Raw genomic sequence first — 15,291 nt, 5'->3', positions numbered from 1 at the left:
AGCCGAGCTTGCTCGCGATAAACGATAACGCGGTATACCTGCCTACTGCGCTGGCCTTATCGCGGGCAAGCCCGGCTCCGACAGAAGATCGCATACTCTGTTGGAGCTAGGCTTGATCTGGGCGGCATTCCGACGAAGCCGTCAATGAGGTGATTCAGATAAACCGCGTATTCATTCTTCGCGGGCAAGCCTCGCTCCAACAGAAGCCTCATCGCATTCATTCTCGCCCGGCTCATCCGCCACCATCCCCGCCTTCATCCTCGCTGCATCCCGACTGAAACACCGCGACGCCAGGTACAAAAATACCAGCGTCATGAGCAGCGCCACCGGGATGAGATACATCGCGTCATGCAGACCAACCGCTTTGTAAACCTCGCTCATCTGCTCAGTGCCCGCTGCAGCCATGGCCGAATGGGCGAAGTGATCTGACAGCAAACCGACCACCACGGGACCCAGCCCGCCGCCCAGCAAATACAGCCCCGCGAAAAACAACGCCATCGCCGTCGCCCGCAACCTGGGCTCGACCACATCCTGAATCGCGGTGTAGACGCAGGTGTAGAAGTTGTATGCAAACAGCCACCCCAGGCTGAAAACTCCCACGAACACACCGATTTCAATGCGGCCCGCATGCAACGCATAGCCGGTCGCCAGCGTCGCAATCAACATGCTGCCCGCCGCGAACAACAGCCGGCCGTTGGCGAAACGTTGATGCAATTTGTCAGCAACCCAACCGCCCAGCGTCAACCCGATCAACCCCGTCACACCGACAATCATCCCGGTCGCCACCGCAGCGTCGTGCAAGGGCAGCAGAAAATAACGCTGCAGCATCGGCACCATGAAAGAGTTGCACGCATAGGTCGCAAAGTTGAACGTCAGCCCGGCCAGCACCAGCCAGCCAAAGGTCGGCACCGAAAGCACGCGACGAATCGGCTTTTCGATTTTCTCCTCGGACATGCGCACACTTTCCGCCGCACCCCGCTTGGGTTCACGGATGAAAAACATGAACACCGCCAGCACCAACCCCGGCACGGCCGCAATGAAAAACGGGGCCCGCCAGCTATCGAAGGCTGTCACCATCGCACCGATGGTGAAGAACGCCAGCAACAATCCCAAAGGCAGCCCCAACATGAAAATGCCCATGGCCCGGGCGCGTCGATGGGCAGGGAACAGGTCACCGATCAGCGAGTTGGCCGCCGGTGCATAGCTGGCCTCGCCAATACCGACGCCCATTCGCACTAATAGAAAAGTCCAGAAACTGCCCGCCAGGCCGTTGACCGCCGTCAGCCCGCTCCACACTGCCAGGCCCCAGCCCATGATTTTCTTGCGCGAGCCGTTGTCGGCCATACGCCCCAGAGGCAGACCCGCGATGGCGTACACCAACGTGAACGCAGTACCGATGATTCCCAACTGGAAATCACTCAAGTGCCATTCCATGCGAATCGGCTCAATGATGATTGCCGGAATGGTGCGGTCAAAAAAGTTGAACAGGTTGGCCAGAAACAGCAAAAACAGAACACGCCAGGCATTGGACGCCTGTGGAGACAAAGGCTGCGGGGTGCCTTGCATGGTGGGGCTCCTTTTTATTGTTATAAAAACGCGTGAAGCTGGACATCACTAGTCAATCTAGGGCGCCATCGAATAGCTGTCTGTAAACATTCGCGAAAGAGATGACCTGGCATTGAGGCAGCGGCATAGGCTTATAACTAATCGCTATTATGTTAATTCCAAATTGATTGAACCCCTCAGCCCTTTCCAGTTGGCACACTTAGCGCAACTCCTATACTGACATCGACTCGCCACCATTCATGGATTTGGCGACCCTGGCATTGAATACATGGGGCCCGCTATGGAATGGCTTGGTTTGCACTTGATGTCCGGTCAATCCCACGACGGGATGCTGCTACTGGACTGTACGCATAACCTTTTTCTCATGGCGCTGTCCTTCGGCGTCATTTCAGCTGCATGCCTGGCGACGCTGGATATCGGCGAACGCATCATTCATTCGGAAAACCAGCAGAGTCGGCAACGCTGGCAAGTGCTCGGCGCGCTGTGCCTGGCGGGCGGCGCATGGGCTATGCACTTCATTGGCATGCTCGCGTTCGAAACGCCGATGAAGGTCAGCTACGATCTTCCCACAACCATTGCTTCGCTGTTTATTGCGGCCATTGCTGGCGCGTTCGCGATCAAAGCCATCAGCCACGAAGTCATCGGACCCGGCCAATGGCTGCTCAGCGCCATTGGTATTGGCCTTGGCGTGGTCATCATGCATTACGTCGGCATGTCGGCGTTGCGCTCACCCGCCGTTCAGTACTATCAGCCCGGTCCGTTCGGGCTTTCGATTCTGATGTCCATTCTGTGTGGCGCAGTGTTTCTGCTAATGCCCAGCTATCTGCGTCAGGGCAGCGGCATGTTCCACCAGATGCTCAAATACGGTGCCAGCATGTTGCTCGGGGCGGGCTTGCTGGGTACCCACATGATCGGCATGTGGTCGCTGAATCTGGTGCTTCCCGAAAATATTCCACTCGAATCGGCAGCTCCCGAAAACGCCATGCAACTGGGCCTGACTATCGCGATCATCGCCCTGCTGATTATCGCGGGCAGCCTCAGCGCGTCGATGGCTGACAAGAAACTGCAAAGCAAGGAACACGACCTGCGCCGCGTGAACGCATTGCTCAGCCAACTGGATCAGGCACGCATGTCGCTGCAGCAGGTGGCGCATTACGACGCACTGACCAACCTGCTCAACCGCCGTGGTTTCAACCAGACTTTTGCCGAGAAACTGACCGACCATCACGCCAGCGGCGGAATGATGGCGGTGATGTTCCTCGACATCGACCATTTCAAACGTATCAACGACAGCCTTGGGCATGATGCGGGCGATGATCTTCTCAAGGCGATCGCCGAGCGCATTCGCAGTGCGACACGTGGCGATGATGTGGTGTCCCGCTTTGGCGGCGATGAGTTCTGCATTCTGATCAGCCTGCACAACTACGAAGAAGCCGAGCAACTGGCCAATCGGGTCATGCAAAAGATGAAAGAACCGATCGCCCTGGCCGGGCGGCATATGGTCATGACCACCAGTATCGGCATCAGTATCTTCCCGCAGGACGGCCAGACTTGCGACGAACTGCTCAAGCACGCCGACCTGGCGCTCTATCAATCCAAAGGCAACGGCCGCAACCGGGCGCACTTTTTCAGCCCCAACCTCAAGACCAAAGCCAGTCTGGAGCTGCAACTGGAGGAGGAACTGCGCAACGCGCTGCTTGAAGAAAACGGCCTGCAGGTCTATTACCAGCCCATCGTTGATCTCAGCACCGGCCAGGTGTCCAAGCTCGAAGCACTGGTGCGCTGGGAGCACCCGCAGCATGGCTTGCTGACGCCGGACCGGTTCATCGAGATAGCCGAGACCAACGGCCTGATCGCCGATCTTGATAACTGGGTGCTGCGCCGCGCATGCCTGGACCTTGGGCAACTGTCCGGCAATGGTCTCGACGATCTGATTATTGCGGTCAATTGCTCCGCGCTTAACCTGACCCGGGAAACGCTGATCGATGACATCCAGCGCGCCTTGCGACAAGCCAATGTTCCCGCACGGCGTCTGGAGCTGGAGGTCACCGAGAACGCGCTCATGGGCAATATCAGCACCACCATTGGCTTGCTCAAGCAAATCCGATGCCTGGGTGTTTCGCTGTCCATTGATGATTTCGGCACAGGCTACTCATCCCTGGCCTACCTCAAGCGCCTGCCGCTGGATACGGTCAAGATTGATCGCTCTTTCATTCTCGATATTCCGGGCTCCGCTCAGGACATGGAAATCGTTCAGGCAATCATCGTAATGGCCCATACCCTGCGATTGAAGGTCGTGACTGAGGGCGTGGAAACGTCGCAGCAGAAGGAGTTTCTCAGCAAGTATGGCTGCGATTATATTCAGGGCTATCTGGTCAGTCGGCCACAGCCCCTTGAGCAAATCCTGCCGCTGGTGCAGAAGCTTAACCAACGTAAAACCGCCAGCCAGAACGCCTCGAAGACTGTTCAGCAAAACCCCATGCCGGAAAAGTGGAGTCACGGACCCGCGCGCTAACTGAATGGTACGGGAAAGACGGGACAGCAAAAAACTGACCGGGTTCAATTCTTGAGCCTGAAATAGCTAAAGGTTCCCGTACGCTCGCCGATCTATTTACTGGACCAGACCGAGCGTGCCCTTTTCTTGAATAGGGGTTTCCCTATCGTTCTTGAAAAAACCGCACTGCATAGTCGTGATTTCTCTATCAGCGACGGCGCGATGACAGCTGCTGCATCGCCGCCCTCCTCAAGCTAATGGCGCACGATGACCAATAAGAATGATTCTGCTGGTGCGATATACGGACCATTAAATGCACTCGCTGCCGAAAAGGCCACCGGCCTTCCGGGCACCTACTATCAGCCCAAGCCAGTTCCCGCTCAGCAGTACATGTATTTCACGGAAACCGACACAGATCGCATCCTGGATAACCTTGATGGTCTGCGCGATTCGGTTTTCCCGCAACCTGCCCATATCGAAGACAACGTCCTGCGCAGCGAACAGCAGTTCCCCTCGGTATGCCTGATCGGTCTGGGGCGCTGCGGTTCCAACATTGCTCTGGATGTTGCCGAACTGGTCTACAACGCACGCAAGTTCTATCTCAATCAGTTCGAAAATGAAGACCGTCTGAGCGAAGACAAGCGCTATAGCCCGGTCCGCTGGATCCGCAACAACCTGCGACTGGTGCAAAACAAAGCGAGCAAGCCAGTTTTTCTGGTCGAGCCACTGGTTATGCTCGGCGACCTGGACAAAGACATTGCCGGTCGCATCCGTTTCTCGCGCAAGGGCGAGAAAAGCGGGTTCATCAACGACTACAGCAAAATGAAGATCATGGACCTTTCAGAGGTTCATGCGGGCGGTGCGGGCAACGCCCCAATTCTCGGTCAGTATCTGGCCAAGATCATCCTGAACAAGGACACCAACCACTTCTCCAGCGCTGACTGGAAACTGATTCACTCGTACCTGATCGACTCGTGCGGCATCAAGGCCAACCAGTCGCGGCTGTATTTCTACATCTTCAGTGCGGGTGGCGGTACCGGTTCAGGCATGGCCTCCGAGTTCGGTCTGGCGCAACAGTTCTCGTACATGAACAAGACGTTCGACACCCGGCCGACTGACGAAAACGACAGCAAGCGTGGCCGGTCCTTTGTGTTCGAGCCGATCTTCACCAGCGGCATTTGCGTGCTCCCAAACATTTCCGATCACCGCAGCGAAATGTCCGAAGCCCTGCACATCAACGCTGGTCGCCTGCTGTGCAAATACCTGTCGGAAGAATGGGACTTCTCATACAACTTCGAAAACGAAGACAGCAGCGAAGCCAGCGTCATGGGCCGTATTCGCCCCTGGAACGCCATGATGCTGATCTCCAATGACATCATGCGTTACGCCGAAGCCAGCGACGACGGCAACATCGAGAACATTGACGTGAACGCCATGGAGCGTCACGCCAACCAGTACATCTCGCAGCAGATCTTCAACATTCTTACCGCTCAGGCGGTGACGACTGACTACGACCAGAACTACTTCCGACGCGCAGGCATCGATATTGGCGAGACGATTCGTCTGGATGCCAACGACCTGTTCATGAGTCTGGCGGGTCCGGTGGCGATTGCCTATGCCGAATCGGTGGTCCCGGAAAGTCCGGCGCCAGGTTCTGACAAGTTCAAGGTGTTCGAAAAAGAACCGCCACGCCTGAACATCGATGACTTGTTCTTCCGCTCCATTGACCTGCCACACTTCAACAAAGTGACCCAGGCCATTGAAGGCATCAGCCTGTTGCCGATCGAGTCCAAGCGTTATCGTGCGGCACTGGATCAGTACAAGACTTCGGGCTACGACGCCGCGGCACTCCACGACCTGCACTTCTTCAAGAACTGCTCGTCGGTGGTGTCCATCGTCTCCCTGCCCAAAGACTACAAGCTGTCCTATATGGACCTGAACCGGCTGAAGACGCACCTCAACAGCCTGTTCCCCAACACCACGCTCAAGCGTTATGCATTGGTGATCGGCGCGTCGGCCAACTTGTCGCTGACGACGTTGATCGCGAAAAGTCCGTGCCTGTCGGATGACTTCCTGACCCTGATCGTGGCGTTCATCAAGCGCTGCTTCGCGAAAAACCAGTACCGTTTCGACGACACACTGGACAACGCGATTCTGGACTTCATCGTCAGCGAAGAATTTGACGAAGACCGCGTTGATGAATTGCTGAACGAATACGAGAACCCGGCCAAGATCCTCGACACCAACTGGTACGCGATCAAGCCGATGTACGAGAAGAAGTACCGCGAGTTGATCGAAGACAAATCCAGGTTTGTCTCGATCAATGACATCCGCATCTCCCGCGAGAGCGTGAAAAAGGCCGTCAAATACCTGCGCGAAATTTATCGTCACCGCATCGGCAAGACCCGGGTCATTTCACTGAATCAGCATACGGGCAAGACGGATTACGGGGTGAAGTAACGCCGGCGACTTGCGAATCAGCACCGTGCTCACAGGTTAGCCACGATCTCAGGCCCATGATTAACCTGTGGGACCGAATTCATTCGGGAAGGCGGTGTTTCAGTCGATACGAATGTACCGGCCCCTTCGCGAATGAATTCGCTCCCTCAGGTTTGTGTTCGCGGGCCAACGTAGAATCTCCCACGGGGAATTGAGCCAAGAGGCTTGCCATGAAATCTCCAAGAGATTCTGCGCAGCCTGTTGAGATATTTCGCTACCCCGAACTCCCCTGCGCAGTTACCAGACTTCCCACTTGAACCCGCGCTTCGCACCAAAAAAGATCGCTAACTAAGCGGGTGCCCTGTCCTGGACCAGAACCCAGGGAGCCACCACGACGGCCCAGAGCACCGGATCACGCTCCAAAAGCTCTAGCGCCTTGGCTTCAGCCACCTTGCCGACTTCACCACTGGCAAGCCATGCACTGACTTTATCCGCTTCGTTCTGCGCAACCGCCTGTGCCACCTCGATCAAATCCAGCGTCGGCTCGACCCACAACAGGGCACCTCGCGCAAAGAACGGCTGAAGCTCGGTCCAGGTAATTGATGCCGTTTCGCCGAGCAGTTTGGCATAGAGGGTGCTTGGTTCTTCGCTCATGGGTTTCACCGAAAAGAAAATCGACGCGAATGATAGCGCCGAGTCCGCTCAAGACAAACCCAGATACAAGTAATTGATTGCAGGGAAGATCAGGAAAACCAGGGGTTTAGAGGTCGATTGGACAGGTCGAACCGCATGATTCTGTATCTTTCTTACGATTAAGCGACATTGATCGTTTTTGCCCCCTGCGGCTAGCTATTCAAGCCATTGACCGGCGCTCTAAACTGTTCCGGTACAGTTTGCCGGGGGGCTGATCGGTGTTTAAAATCCGGTCCCGCTGCCTAGGCATCAGGATTATAAAAATTAAAACACAAGAGTGGAGCATCATGACTAAGGGTACCAAGAAGCTTTCCAGGCTGTTTGCCGCATTGGTTATGGCGGGGGTTGCCAGCCATTCGTTCGCAGCAGACACCATCAAGATCGGCATCGCAGGTCCAAAGACCGGCGCAGTTGCCCAGTACGGCGACATGCAGTTCAGCGGCGCAAAAATGGCCATTGAGCAGATCAACGCCAAAGGCGGCGTCGATGGCAAGAAACTCGAAGTCGTTGAATACGATGATGCCTGCGATCCGAAACAAGCGGTCGCGGTAGCCAACAAAGTCGTCAACGACGGCGTCAAGTTCGTGGTCGGCCACCTGTGCTCCAGCTCCACCCAACCGGCTTCGGACATCTACGAAGACGAAGGCATCATCATGGTGACTCCGGCTGCAACCAGCCCGGAAATCACTGCACGTGGCTACAAGCTGATCTTCCGCACCATTGGTCTGGACAGTGCGCAAGGCCCGGCGGCTGGCAACTACATCGCCAAACAGGTCAAACCTAAAACCGTCGCCGTCATCCACGACAAGCAACAGTACGGTGAAGGCATCGCCACTGCCGTCAAGCAGACGCTGGAAAAAGACGGCGTAAAAGTCGCGCTGTTCGAAGGCATCAACGCTGGCGACAAAGACTTCTCGTCGCTGATCGCGAAGATGAAACAAGCCAACGTCGACTTCGTTTACTACGGCGGTTACCACCCAGAACTGGGCCTGATCCTGCGTCAAGCTCAGGAAAAAGGTCTGAAAGCCGGTTTCATGGGTCCGGAAGGCGTGGGTAACGCGTCGATCTCGCAGATCGCTCAGGATGCGTCCGAAGGCCTGCTGGTCACCTTGCCTGCTTCGTTCGACCAGGACCCGGCCAACAAGGCTCTGGTTGAAGCGTTCAAGGCCAAGAAAGAAGATCCAAGCGGTCCGTTCGTGTTCCCGGCTTACGCTGCGGTTCAAGTCATTGCTGATGGCATCACCGCTGCGAAAAGCGAAGACACTGACAAAGTGGCCAAAGCTATCCACGCTGGCACCTTCAAGACGCCAACCGGCGACCTGTCGTTCGATGACAAGGGTGACCTGAAAGACTTCAAATTCGTGGTCTACACCTGGCACAAAGACGGCACCAAAACTGAAGCGCCTGTGAAGTAAGCATTCGCCATAAGTTGAACCCAGAGCCCACTGCAACCGCAGTGGGCTTTGTTTTACGAGCGCAGGCGATCCACAAGACCACCTGTCGCTGACCATCTTGAAACCGTCACCAGTGATTCACTGGGCTTGTATCCAACGTGGACACATACCACGACGTGCAAGCGGCCAAGACTTCACCAGTGAAACATAGAGCAGGTTTTTAGGAGCACGCTGTAATGCCCGAGATAGATATCTATCACTTCTTCCAACAGCTGGTTAATGGTCTGACCATTGGCAGCACTTATGCCTTGATCGCCATCGGTTACACGATGGTCTACGGCATCATCGGCATGATCAACTTCGCCCACGGCGAGGTGTACATGATCGGTTCCTACGTCGCGTTCATCGCCATCGCCGGTTTGACCATGATGGGCATCGACAGCCTGCCGCTGGTTATCACTGCAGCGTTTGTCGCGAGTATCGTCGTCACTAGCGCCTATGGTTATTCCATCGAACGCGTGGCCTATCGACCGCTACGTGGCAGTAACCGTCTGATCCCGCTGATCTCTGCCATTGGTATGTCGATCTTTCTGCAGAACTCGGTTCTGCTGTCTCAGGACTCAAAAGATAAATCGATCCCCAACCTGATTCCCGGCAACTTCGTGTTTGGCTCGGCCAGCACCCATGAAGTCGTGATTTCCTATATGCAGGTGCTGATCTTCGTCGTGACACTGATCGCGATGCTCGGCCTGACCTGGTTCATCTCCCGCTCCCGTCTGGGTCGCGCCTGCCGCGCCTGTGCGGAAGACATCAAGATGGCCAACCTGTTGGGTATCAACACCAACAACATTATTGCCCTGACCTTCGTTATCGGTGCAGCACTGGCGGCGGTCGCTGCCGTATTGCTGAGCATGCAGTACGGTGTGATCAACCCCAACGCGGGTTTCCTGGTCGGCATCAAAGCCTTTACCGCAGCGGTACTGGGCGGTATCGGCAGCATCCCGGGCGCGATGCTCGGTGGTCTGGTGCTCGGCGTGGCAGAAGCGTTTGGTGCCGACATCTTCGGCGACCAATACAAGGATGTGGTGGCTTTCGGTCTTCTCGTATTGGTGCTGTTGTTCCGGCCGACCGGCCTGCTCGGCCGTCCGGAGGTTGAAAAAGTATGACCAGGAATCTCAAATCGGCGTTTTTCAGCGCCTTGCTGGTGCTGGCCGTCGCCTACCCGGTTTTCGGCCTGAAGCTGGAAATCGTCGGCGTCAAACTGGCCGTCATTGGCGCCAGTACCACCACCGTCAGCGTGATTATTGCGGGTGCCATCGCGATGTTTCTGCGCGTGCTGTTCAATGAGCAGATCACCGCGGCATGGCGCTCCTCACCGAACATGCCACTGGTGCCAGCCAAGGCCAGCAACTTCCTGAGCCTGCCCTCGACCCAGCGCTGGATCATTCTCGGCCTGGTACTCATCGCACTGGTCTGGCCGTTCTTCGGCTCCCGGGGTGCGGTGGACATCGCGACGCTGATCCTGATCTACGTGATGCTCGGCCTGGGCCTGAACATCGTGGTCGGTCTGGCCGGCCTGCTGGATCTCGGCTATGTCGGCTTCTATGCCGTGGGTGCCTACAGCTACGCCCTCCTCTCCCACTACTTCGGCCTGGGTTTCTGGATCTGCCTGCCGATTGCGGGAATGATGGCGGCGCTGTTCGGCTTCCTGCTGGGCTTCCCGGTATTGCGTCTGCGCGGCGACTATCTGGCCATCGTGACCCTGGGTTTCGGCGAAATCATTCGCTTGCTGCTGCGCAACATGACCGACCTCACCGGTGGGCCTAACGGCATCAGCAACATCGAGAAACCGACTCTGTTCGGGCTGTCGTTCGAGCGTAAAGCGGCTGAAGGCATGCAGACCTTCCACGAGTATTTCGGGCTGCCGTACAACTCGATCAACAAGGTGATCTTCCTGTATCTGGTTGCTCTGCTGCTGGCACTGGCTGCGCTGTTCGTGATCAACCGTCTGCTGCGCATGCCTATCGGTCGTGCCTGGGAAGCGTTGCGTGAAGACGAAATCGCCTGCCGTGCGCTGGGCCTGAATCCGACCATCATCAAGCTGTCGGCCTTCACCCTGGGTGCAGCATTTGCCGGTTTCGCAGGCAGCTTCTTCGCCGCTCGCCAAGGCCTGATCACGCCGGAGTCGTTCACCTTCATCGAGTCGGCGATCATTCTCGCCATCGTCGTATTGGGTGGCATGGGCTCGCAACTGGGCGTAATCCTCGCGGCCATCGTCATGATCCTGCTGCCTGAACTGATGCGTGAGTTCAGCGAATACCGCATGTTGATGTTCGGCGCCATGATGGTGCTGATGATGATCTGGCGTCCTCAAGGTCTGCTGCCCATGCAACGTCCACACATGGAGCTGCGCAAATGAGCCGCCCAATCCTCGAAGTCAGCGGCCTGAGCATGCGCTTTGGCGGTCTGCTGGCGGTCAACGGTGTAGGCCTGACCGTCAATGAGAAACAAGTCGTGTCGATGATCGGTCCCAACGGCGCTGGCAAGACCACGGTATTCAACTGCCTGACCGGTTTCTACAAGCCAACCGCAGGCACCATTCTGCTCGACGGCGAGCCGATTCAAGGTCTGGCCGGTCATCAGATCGCCCGCAAAGGCGTGGTGCGGACTTTCCAGAACGTGCGCCTGTTCAAGGAAATGACGGCACTGGAAAACCTGCTGGTTGCACAGCACCGTCACCTGAACACCAATTTCCTGTCCGGCCTGTTCCGCACTCCGGCGTTCCGTCGCAGTGAGCAGGAGGCCATGGAATATGCTGCTCACTGGCTGGAAGCGGTCAACCTCAAGGAGTTCGCCAACCGTACGGCGGGCACCCTCGCCTATGGTCAGCAACGCCGTCTGGAAATCGCCCGCTGCATGATGACCCGTCCGCGCATCCTGATGCTCGACGAGCCTGCTGCAGGTCTGAATCCGAAGGAAACCGAAGACCTCAAGGCTTTGATCGGCGTACTGCGTAACGATCACAACGCGACTGTTCTGTTGATCGAACACGACATGAAGCTGGTGATGAGCATTTCCGACCACATTGTGGTGATCAATCAGGGCACACCGCTGGCTGACGGTACGCCGGCACAGATTCGCGACAATCCTGAAGTGATCAAAGCCTACCTGGGGGAAGCGTAAATGCTGCAATTCGAAAACGTTTCCACCTTCTACGGCAAGATCCAAGCCTTGCACGACGTCAATGTAGACGTGCGCCAGGGCGAGATCGTGACGCTCATCGGTGCCAACGGTGCGGGTAAATCCACGCTGCTGATGACCTTGTGCGGTTCGCCCCGCGCCCACAGCGGCAGCATCCGTTACATGGGTGAAGAACTGGTCGGTCTGGAATCCTCGGTGATCATGCGTAAAAGCATCGCCGTGGTCCCGGAAGGCCGTCGCGTGTTTGCGCGTCTGACCGTGGAAGAGAACCTCGCCATGGGCGGCTTCTTCACAGAAAAAGACGACTATCAGGAGCAGATGGACAAAGTCCTGCACCTGTTCCCGCGCCTGAAAGAACGCTTCAACCAACGCGGCGGCACCATGTCCGGCGGCGAACAGCAAATGCTCGCGATCGGCCGTGCGCTGATGAGCAAGCCCAAGCTGCTGTTGCTGGACGAGCCCTCACTGGGTTTGGCGCCGATCATCATTCAGCAGATTTTCGAGATCGTCGAACAACTGCGTCGTGATGGCGTGACGGTGTTTCTGGTCGAGCAAAACGCCAACCAGGCCTTGAAGATCGCCGACCGGGCCTATGTGCTGGAAAACGGTCGTGTGGTGATGCAAGGCACCGGTGAAGAACTGCTGGTAGACCCGAAAGTGCGTGATGCCTATTTGGGTGGTTGATGATTCGCTGCAATAAGAAAACGGCCTTCGGGCCGTTTTTTATTACAGTGACGTATCACATTTAACGCTGGACCTGTGCAGGCTGTGTGGGAGCGAATTTATTCGCGAAGGCGGTATTTCAGTCAATACATCTGCTGCGTATGTACCGGCCCCTTCGCGAATAAATTCGCTCCCACACAGTCTGCACAGGAATTGGTTCGACATAGAATATCCCAGGGGCCTGCCTTCGGATTCAGGCAGCAAACTGCCTCAGGTATCACTCACCCCCAACCGCTCAAGCGCCGCACTGCTGCGCTGAAACCAGCTCAACAGATAATCGGCCAACACCTGCATGCGCTTGGGTAATTCACCTTCATACGGGTGCACCAGAAACAGCGGCGAAGTACTGGTCTGATAATCGCGGAACAGCCAGTGCAAGCGACCGTCGTTGATCTCGGCATGCACCATGTACGACGGCAATCGGGCGATCCCGGCACCCACCAGTGCCGCCTTCTTCAATAAACCGTAATGATTACTGGCGAACGTACCGTTGACCTGAACCCTGGTGAGCTCATGGTTCTGGTGATAGAGCCACTCGTTGCGACCGCTGTAATGACTGTTCAGCAGGCAACTGTGCGTAATCAGCTCGTGAGGGCTATTTGGCTGTCCATGAAGTTGTAAATAAGCACTGCTGGCACACGTCAGCTCCTGCATGGCAAGCAACGGCTTGGCGACGAGGCGTTCATCACTGGCCACATGGGAGCGGATAGCCAGATCAAAACCATCGCGACGCAGGTCACGAAAAGCGTTATTGAGCTCCAGCTCGACCTTAACTTGCGGGTATTGCGCAGAAAACTCCATGAGCAAACCTTCAAAAAACGTCTCCCCCAAAGAAACCGGGGCCGTGACACGTACCTGACCCACCATGTCATCGCGCATCAGCTCAACGATATTGCGCGCCCGCTCCATGCTGGCCAACAACTGCTGCCCTTGCGGCAACAACGCTGCGCCAGCAGAAGTGAGGCTGAGGCTGCGGGTGCTTCGGTGCAGCAGCATCACGCCATAAGCCTGCTCCATCTGGCTGATCCGCTTGGACAGGTAACCTTTGCTGCAACCCAGACGGGCCGCAGCAGCCGTGAAACTTCCCGCGTCGATCAGTACCGCAAAGGCTGCCAGGTCATCAATTTCGCTCACTGTTATTGTTTCCCTATGAGAACCAAAGGTTGCCTATTAGCACGCTTATCGACGGCAAATAGCGACCCTACACTGTCCCTCGACATCCATGAATGAATCTTCGGAGCGACAGCATGAAAATTTTATTGATTGGTGCAAGTGGCACCATTGGCTCGGCCATCGCCCAGGAACTGGCCCAACGTCACGAGATCGTCCGCGCAGGCCGCAACAGTGGAGAAGAGCAGGTGGATATTAGTGACAGCGCTTCAATCCGAAAACTGTTCGAACGGATAGGCCGATTCGATGCTGTGGTCTGCGCCGCTGGCAATGTGAAGTTCGCGCCGCTGGCCGAAATGACTGAAAGCGACTTCGCCCTTGGCTTGCAGGACAAATTGATGGGCCAGGTCAACCTGCTGCTGATCGGTCGGGAGTTCGCCAACGACGGCGCGTCGTTCACGTTAACTACCGGTGTACTCAGTCACGATCCGATCCGTTCGGGTAGTTCGGCCAGTCTGGTCAATGGTGCCATCGACGCTTTCGTCCGGGCAGCGGCCATAGAGTTGCCACGCGGTATGCGGGTCAACTCGGTCAGCCCTAATGTTCTGGTTGAAGCCATGGACAGCTATGCGCCTTATTTCCGGGGTTTCAAACCGGTGCCCGCAACCGATGTAGCGCTGGCTTACGCAAAAAGTGTCGAGGGCCTGCAGACCGGTCAGACGTATCACGTTGGTTAATGCCTCTTGTGATGGGGCCGCAGGCTGAGTAACGTGGCGGCACATGTCTGGAGACCACTCAATGTTTGCTGTTCGTTCCGCTCTGCTCGTCGCGCTGTTGCCACTGTTCGCTGGCTGCCAGATTCTTGCCTCTCACTCCGGTTCAGACCCCGTCTCGAAGGCTGGCTGGATTCGCATGCAGGGCAATCTGACCGGCGATAGCGGCAAGCTGATGTTCCAGCCGTGTAATGAGCAGCGTCGTTACGTGGTCAAGGACGGCAGCAATACTGGCATCCTGCAGGAAGCGACTTCCCTGGCGGACAGCTCCGGCAAGGTCTTCGCCGACCTGCGCGGTGTGTTCGTCGCCAGTAAAGCGGTCGACAGCGATGGCCAGCTGGACCTGCGTCAGGTGTACCGCGTCGAACGCGCAGGTCAGGCCTGTGAGGACCCCAATTTCAAGCGTCTGACGTTGCACGTCAACGGTAACAAACCGGCCTGGAACGTTAACGTCAGTGGCAAAGGCATGGTTATTGAGCGTCTGGGCAAGGACTCTATTGCTGTGCCGTATGTGGAAGAGCAACTGCCGGACGGTCGGTTCAGCGTGAGCAGTGAGGCTAACGGCAACAAGATGGAGCTCTGGGTTGCGCCACAGCGTTGCGTTGATAGCGTGGATGGCTCGGTGCAGCATTTGACTGCCGAGTTGCGGATCAACGGCGAGACCGCGCGGGGTTGCGGGTATTACGGCGGGTCGCGGGATGATTGATCGGGGTTGAGATCGGCGTCATCTTTATCGTGGCATTTAGTGGTTTTGGGTACATATCCGTTTTTGGGGTAATGGCTGGTATTGGTTGCGCTTTTACAGCGCGTCACTTTTGAACAGCGCAAAAGTAACCAAAACGCTCTTGCCCCACCACTGGGTGCCTCGCTGTCGCTCGGCATACCCGTAATCCGACAT

At 56.5% G+C, this 15,291-nt stretch carries 12 protein-coding genes; 9 read left to right on the top strand and 3 right to left on the bottom strand.

Going from position 1 to position 15,291, the window contains the following annotated elements; genetic code table 11:
* Window positions 1-171 precede the first annotated feature (171 nt).
* A complete protein-coding gene (locus RX972_RS19620; RefSeq protein ID WP_316877684.1) occupies window positions 172-1,566 on the bottom strand; it encodes an MFS transporter in 1,395 nt (464 codons plus the stop codon).
* Window positions 1,567-1,846: 280 nt separating this feature from the next.
* On the opposite strand from RX972_RS19620, the gene RX972_RS19615 reads away from it, so the two are divergent.
* Both RX972_RS19615 and RX972_RS19610 read left to right on the top strand, forming a co-directional pair.
* Window positions 1,847-4,081, top strand: a complete 2,235-nt coding sequence (locus tag RX972_RS19615; protein ID WP_316877682.1) for an EAL domain-containing protein — start codon at window positions 1,847-1,849, stop codon at window positions 4,079-4,081.
* 369 nt (window positions 4,082-4,450) lie between these two features.
* A complete protein-coding gene (locus tag RX972_RS19610) occupies window positions 4,451-6,520 on the top strand; it encodes a hypothetical protein (RefSeq protein WP_373562258.1) in 2,070 nt (689 codons plus the stop codon).
* A gap of 327 nt (window positions 6,521-6,847) precedes the next feature.
* Here RX972_RS19610 and RX972_RS19605 read toward each other — a convergent pair whose 3' ends face one another.
* The gene (locus tag RX972_RS19605) at window positions 6,848-7,153 is read right to left on the bottom strand and encodes a DUF2288 domain-containing protein (protein WP_316877679.1); all 306 of its coding nucleotides are present in this window, start codon (window positions 7,151-7,153) and stop codon (window positions 6,848-6,850) included.
* Window positions 7,154-7,479: 326 nt separating this feature from the next.
* On the opposite strand from RX972_RS19605, the gene RX972_RS19600 reads away from it, so the two are divergent.
* From RX972_RS19600 to RX972_RS19580, 5 genes are all read left to right on the top strand, one after another.
* Window positions 7,480-8,607, top strand: coding sequence for a branched-chain amino acid ABC transporter substrate-binding protein (locus tag RX972_RS19600; protein ID WP_099270752.1), 1,128 nt, complete (start codon window positions 7,480-7,482; stop codon window positions 8,605-8,607).
* Between the two features lie 215 nt (window positions 8,608-8,822).
* Entirely contained in the window at window positions 8,823-9,752 is a 930-nt protein-coding gene (livH, locus tag RX972_RS19595) for a high-affinity branched-chain amino acid ABC transporter permease LivH (protein WP_099270753.1), read from the top strand.
* Window positions 9,749-11,005 carry a high-affinity branched-chain amino acid ABC transporter permease LivM gene (locus RX972_RS19590; RefSeq protein ID WP_255883940.1) on the top strand — a complete coding sequence of 419 codons (1,257 nt, stop codon included), beginning with the start codon at window positions 9,749-9,751 and terminating at the stop codon, window positions 11,003-11,005. The genes livH and RX972_RS19590 overlap by 4 nt, the downstream gene beginning before the upstream one ends.
* Window positions 11,002-11,769, top strand: coding sequence for a high-affinity branched-chain amino acid ABC transporter ATP-binding protein LivG (livG, locus tag RX972_RS19585; RefSeq protein WP_027900848.1), 768 nt, complete (start codon window positions 11,002-11,004; stop codon window positions 11,767-11,769). Before RX972_RS19590 ends, livG begins: the two co-directional genes overlap by 4 nt.
* Entirely contained in the window at window positions 11,770-12,471 is a 702-nt protein-coding gene (locus RX972_RS19580) for an ABC transporter ATP-binding protein (protein WP_027900847.1), read from the top strand.
* 249 nt (window positions 12,472-12,720) lie between these two features.
* Here the strand turns inward: RX972_RS19580 and RX972_RS19575 are convergent, their stop codons facing one another.
* Entirely contained in the window at window positions 12,721-13,644 is a 924-nt protein-coding gene (locus RX972_RS19575) for a LysR family transcriptional regulator (RefSeq protein ID WP_316877671.1), read from the bottom strand.
* A 113-nt stretch (window positions 13,645-13,757) separates the two neighbouring features.
* Here RX972_RS19575 and RX972_RS19570 point away from each other — a divergent pair, with 113 nt between their 5' ends.
* A complete protein-coding gene (locus RX972_RS19570) occupies window positions 13,758-14,357 on the top strand; it encodes a short chain dehydrogenase (protein WP_316877670.1) in 600 nt (199 codons plus the stop codon).
* Between the two features lie 61 nt (window positions 14,358-14,418).
* Window positions 14,419-15,099, top strand: coding sequence for a hypothetical protein (locus tag RX972_RS19565; protein ID WP_316877669.1), 681 nt, complete (start codon window positions 14,419-14,421; stop codon window positions 15,097-15,099).
* Window positions 15,100-15,291 lie beyond the last annotated feature (192 nt).

This window comes from Pseudomonas syringae group sp. J309-1, assembly GCF_032582135.1.
GTDB classification, from domain to species: domain Bacteria; phylum Pseudomonadota; class Gammaproteobacteria; order Pseudomonadales; family Pseudomonadaceae; genus Aquipseudomonas; species Aquipseudomonas quasicaspiana.
Note: the sequence above shows the minus strand (reverse complement) of the source record. Positions and strands in the feature narration are given on the sequence as shown.

Excerpts from the sequence above, each read along its gene's own strand:
- RX972_RS19565 (WP_316877669.1), top strand. The coding sequence starts at position 14,419 with ATGTTTGCTGTTCGTTCCGCTCTGCTCGTCGCGCTGTTGCCACTGTTC.
- RX972_RS19605 (WP_316877679.1), bottom strand. The coding sequence starts at position 7,153 with ATGAGCGAAGAACCAAGCACCCTCTATGCCAAACTGCTCGGCGAAACG.
- RX972_RS19600 (WP_099270752.1), top strand. The coding sequence starts at position 7,480 with ATGACTAAGGGTACCAAGAAGCTTTCCAGGCTGTTTGCCGCATTGGTT.
- RX972_RS19610 (WP_373562258.1), top strand. The coding sequence starts at position 4,451 with ATGTATTTCACGGAAACCGACACAGATCGCATCCTGGATAACCTTGAT.
- RX972_RS19590 (WP_255883940.1), top strand. The coding sequence starts at position 9,749 with ATGACCAGGAATCTCAAATCGGCGTTTTTCAGCGCCTTGCTGGTGCTG.
- RX972_RS19580 (WP_027900847.1), top strand. The coding sequence starts at position 11,770 with ATGCTGCAATTCGAAAACGTTTCCACCTTCTACGGCAAGATCCAAGCC.
- RX972_RS19615 (WP_316877682.1), top strand. The coding sequence starts at position 1,847 with ATGGAATGGCTTGGTTTGCACTTGATGTCCGGTCAATCCCACGACGGG.
- livH (WP_099270753.1), top strand. The coding sequence starts at position 8,823 with ATGCCCGAGATAGATATCTATCACTTCTTCCAACAGCTGGTTAATGGT.
- RX972_RS19620 (WP_316877684.1), bottom strand. The coding sequence starts at position 1,566 with ATGCAAGGCACCCCGCAGCCTTTGTCTCCACAGGCGTCCAATGCCTGG.
- livG (WP_027900848.1), top strand. The coding sequence starts at position 11,002 with ATGAGCCGCCCAATCCTCGAAGTCAGCGGCCTGAGCATGCGCTTTGGC.
- RX972_RS19570 (WP_316877670.1), top strand. The coding sequence starts at position 13,758 with ATGAAAATTTTATTGATTGGTGCAAGTGGCACCATTGGCTCGGCCATC.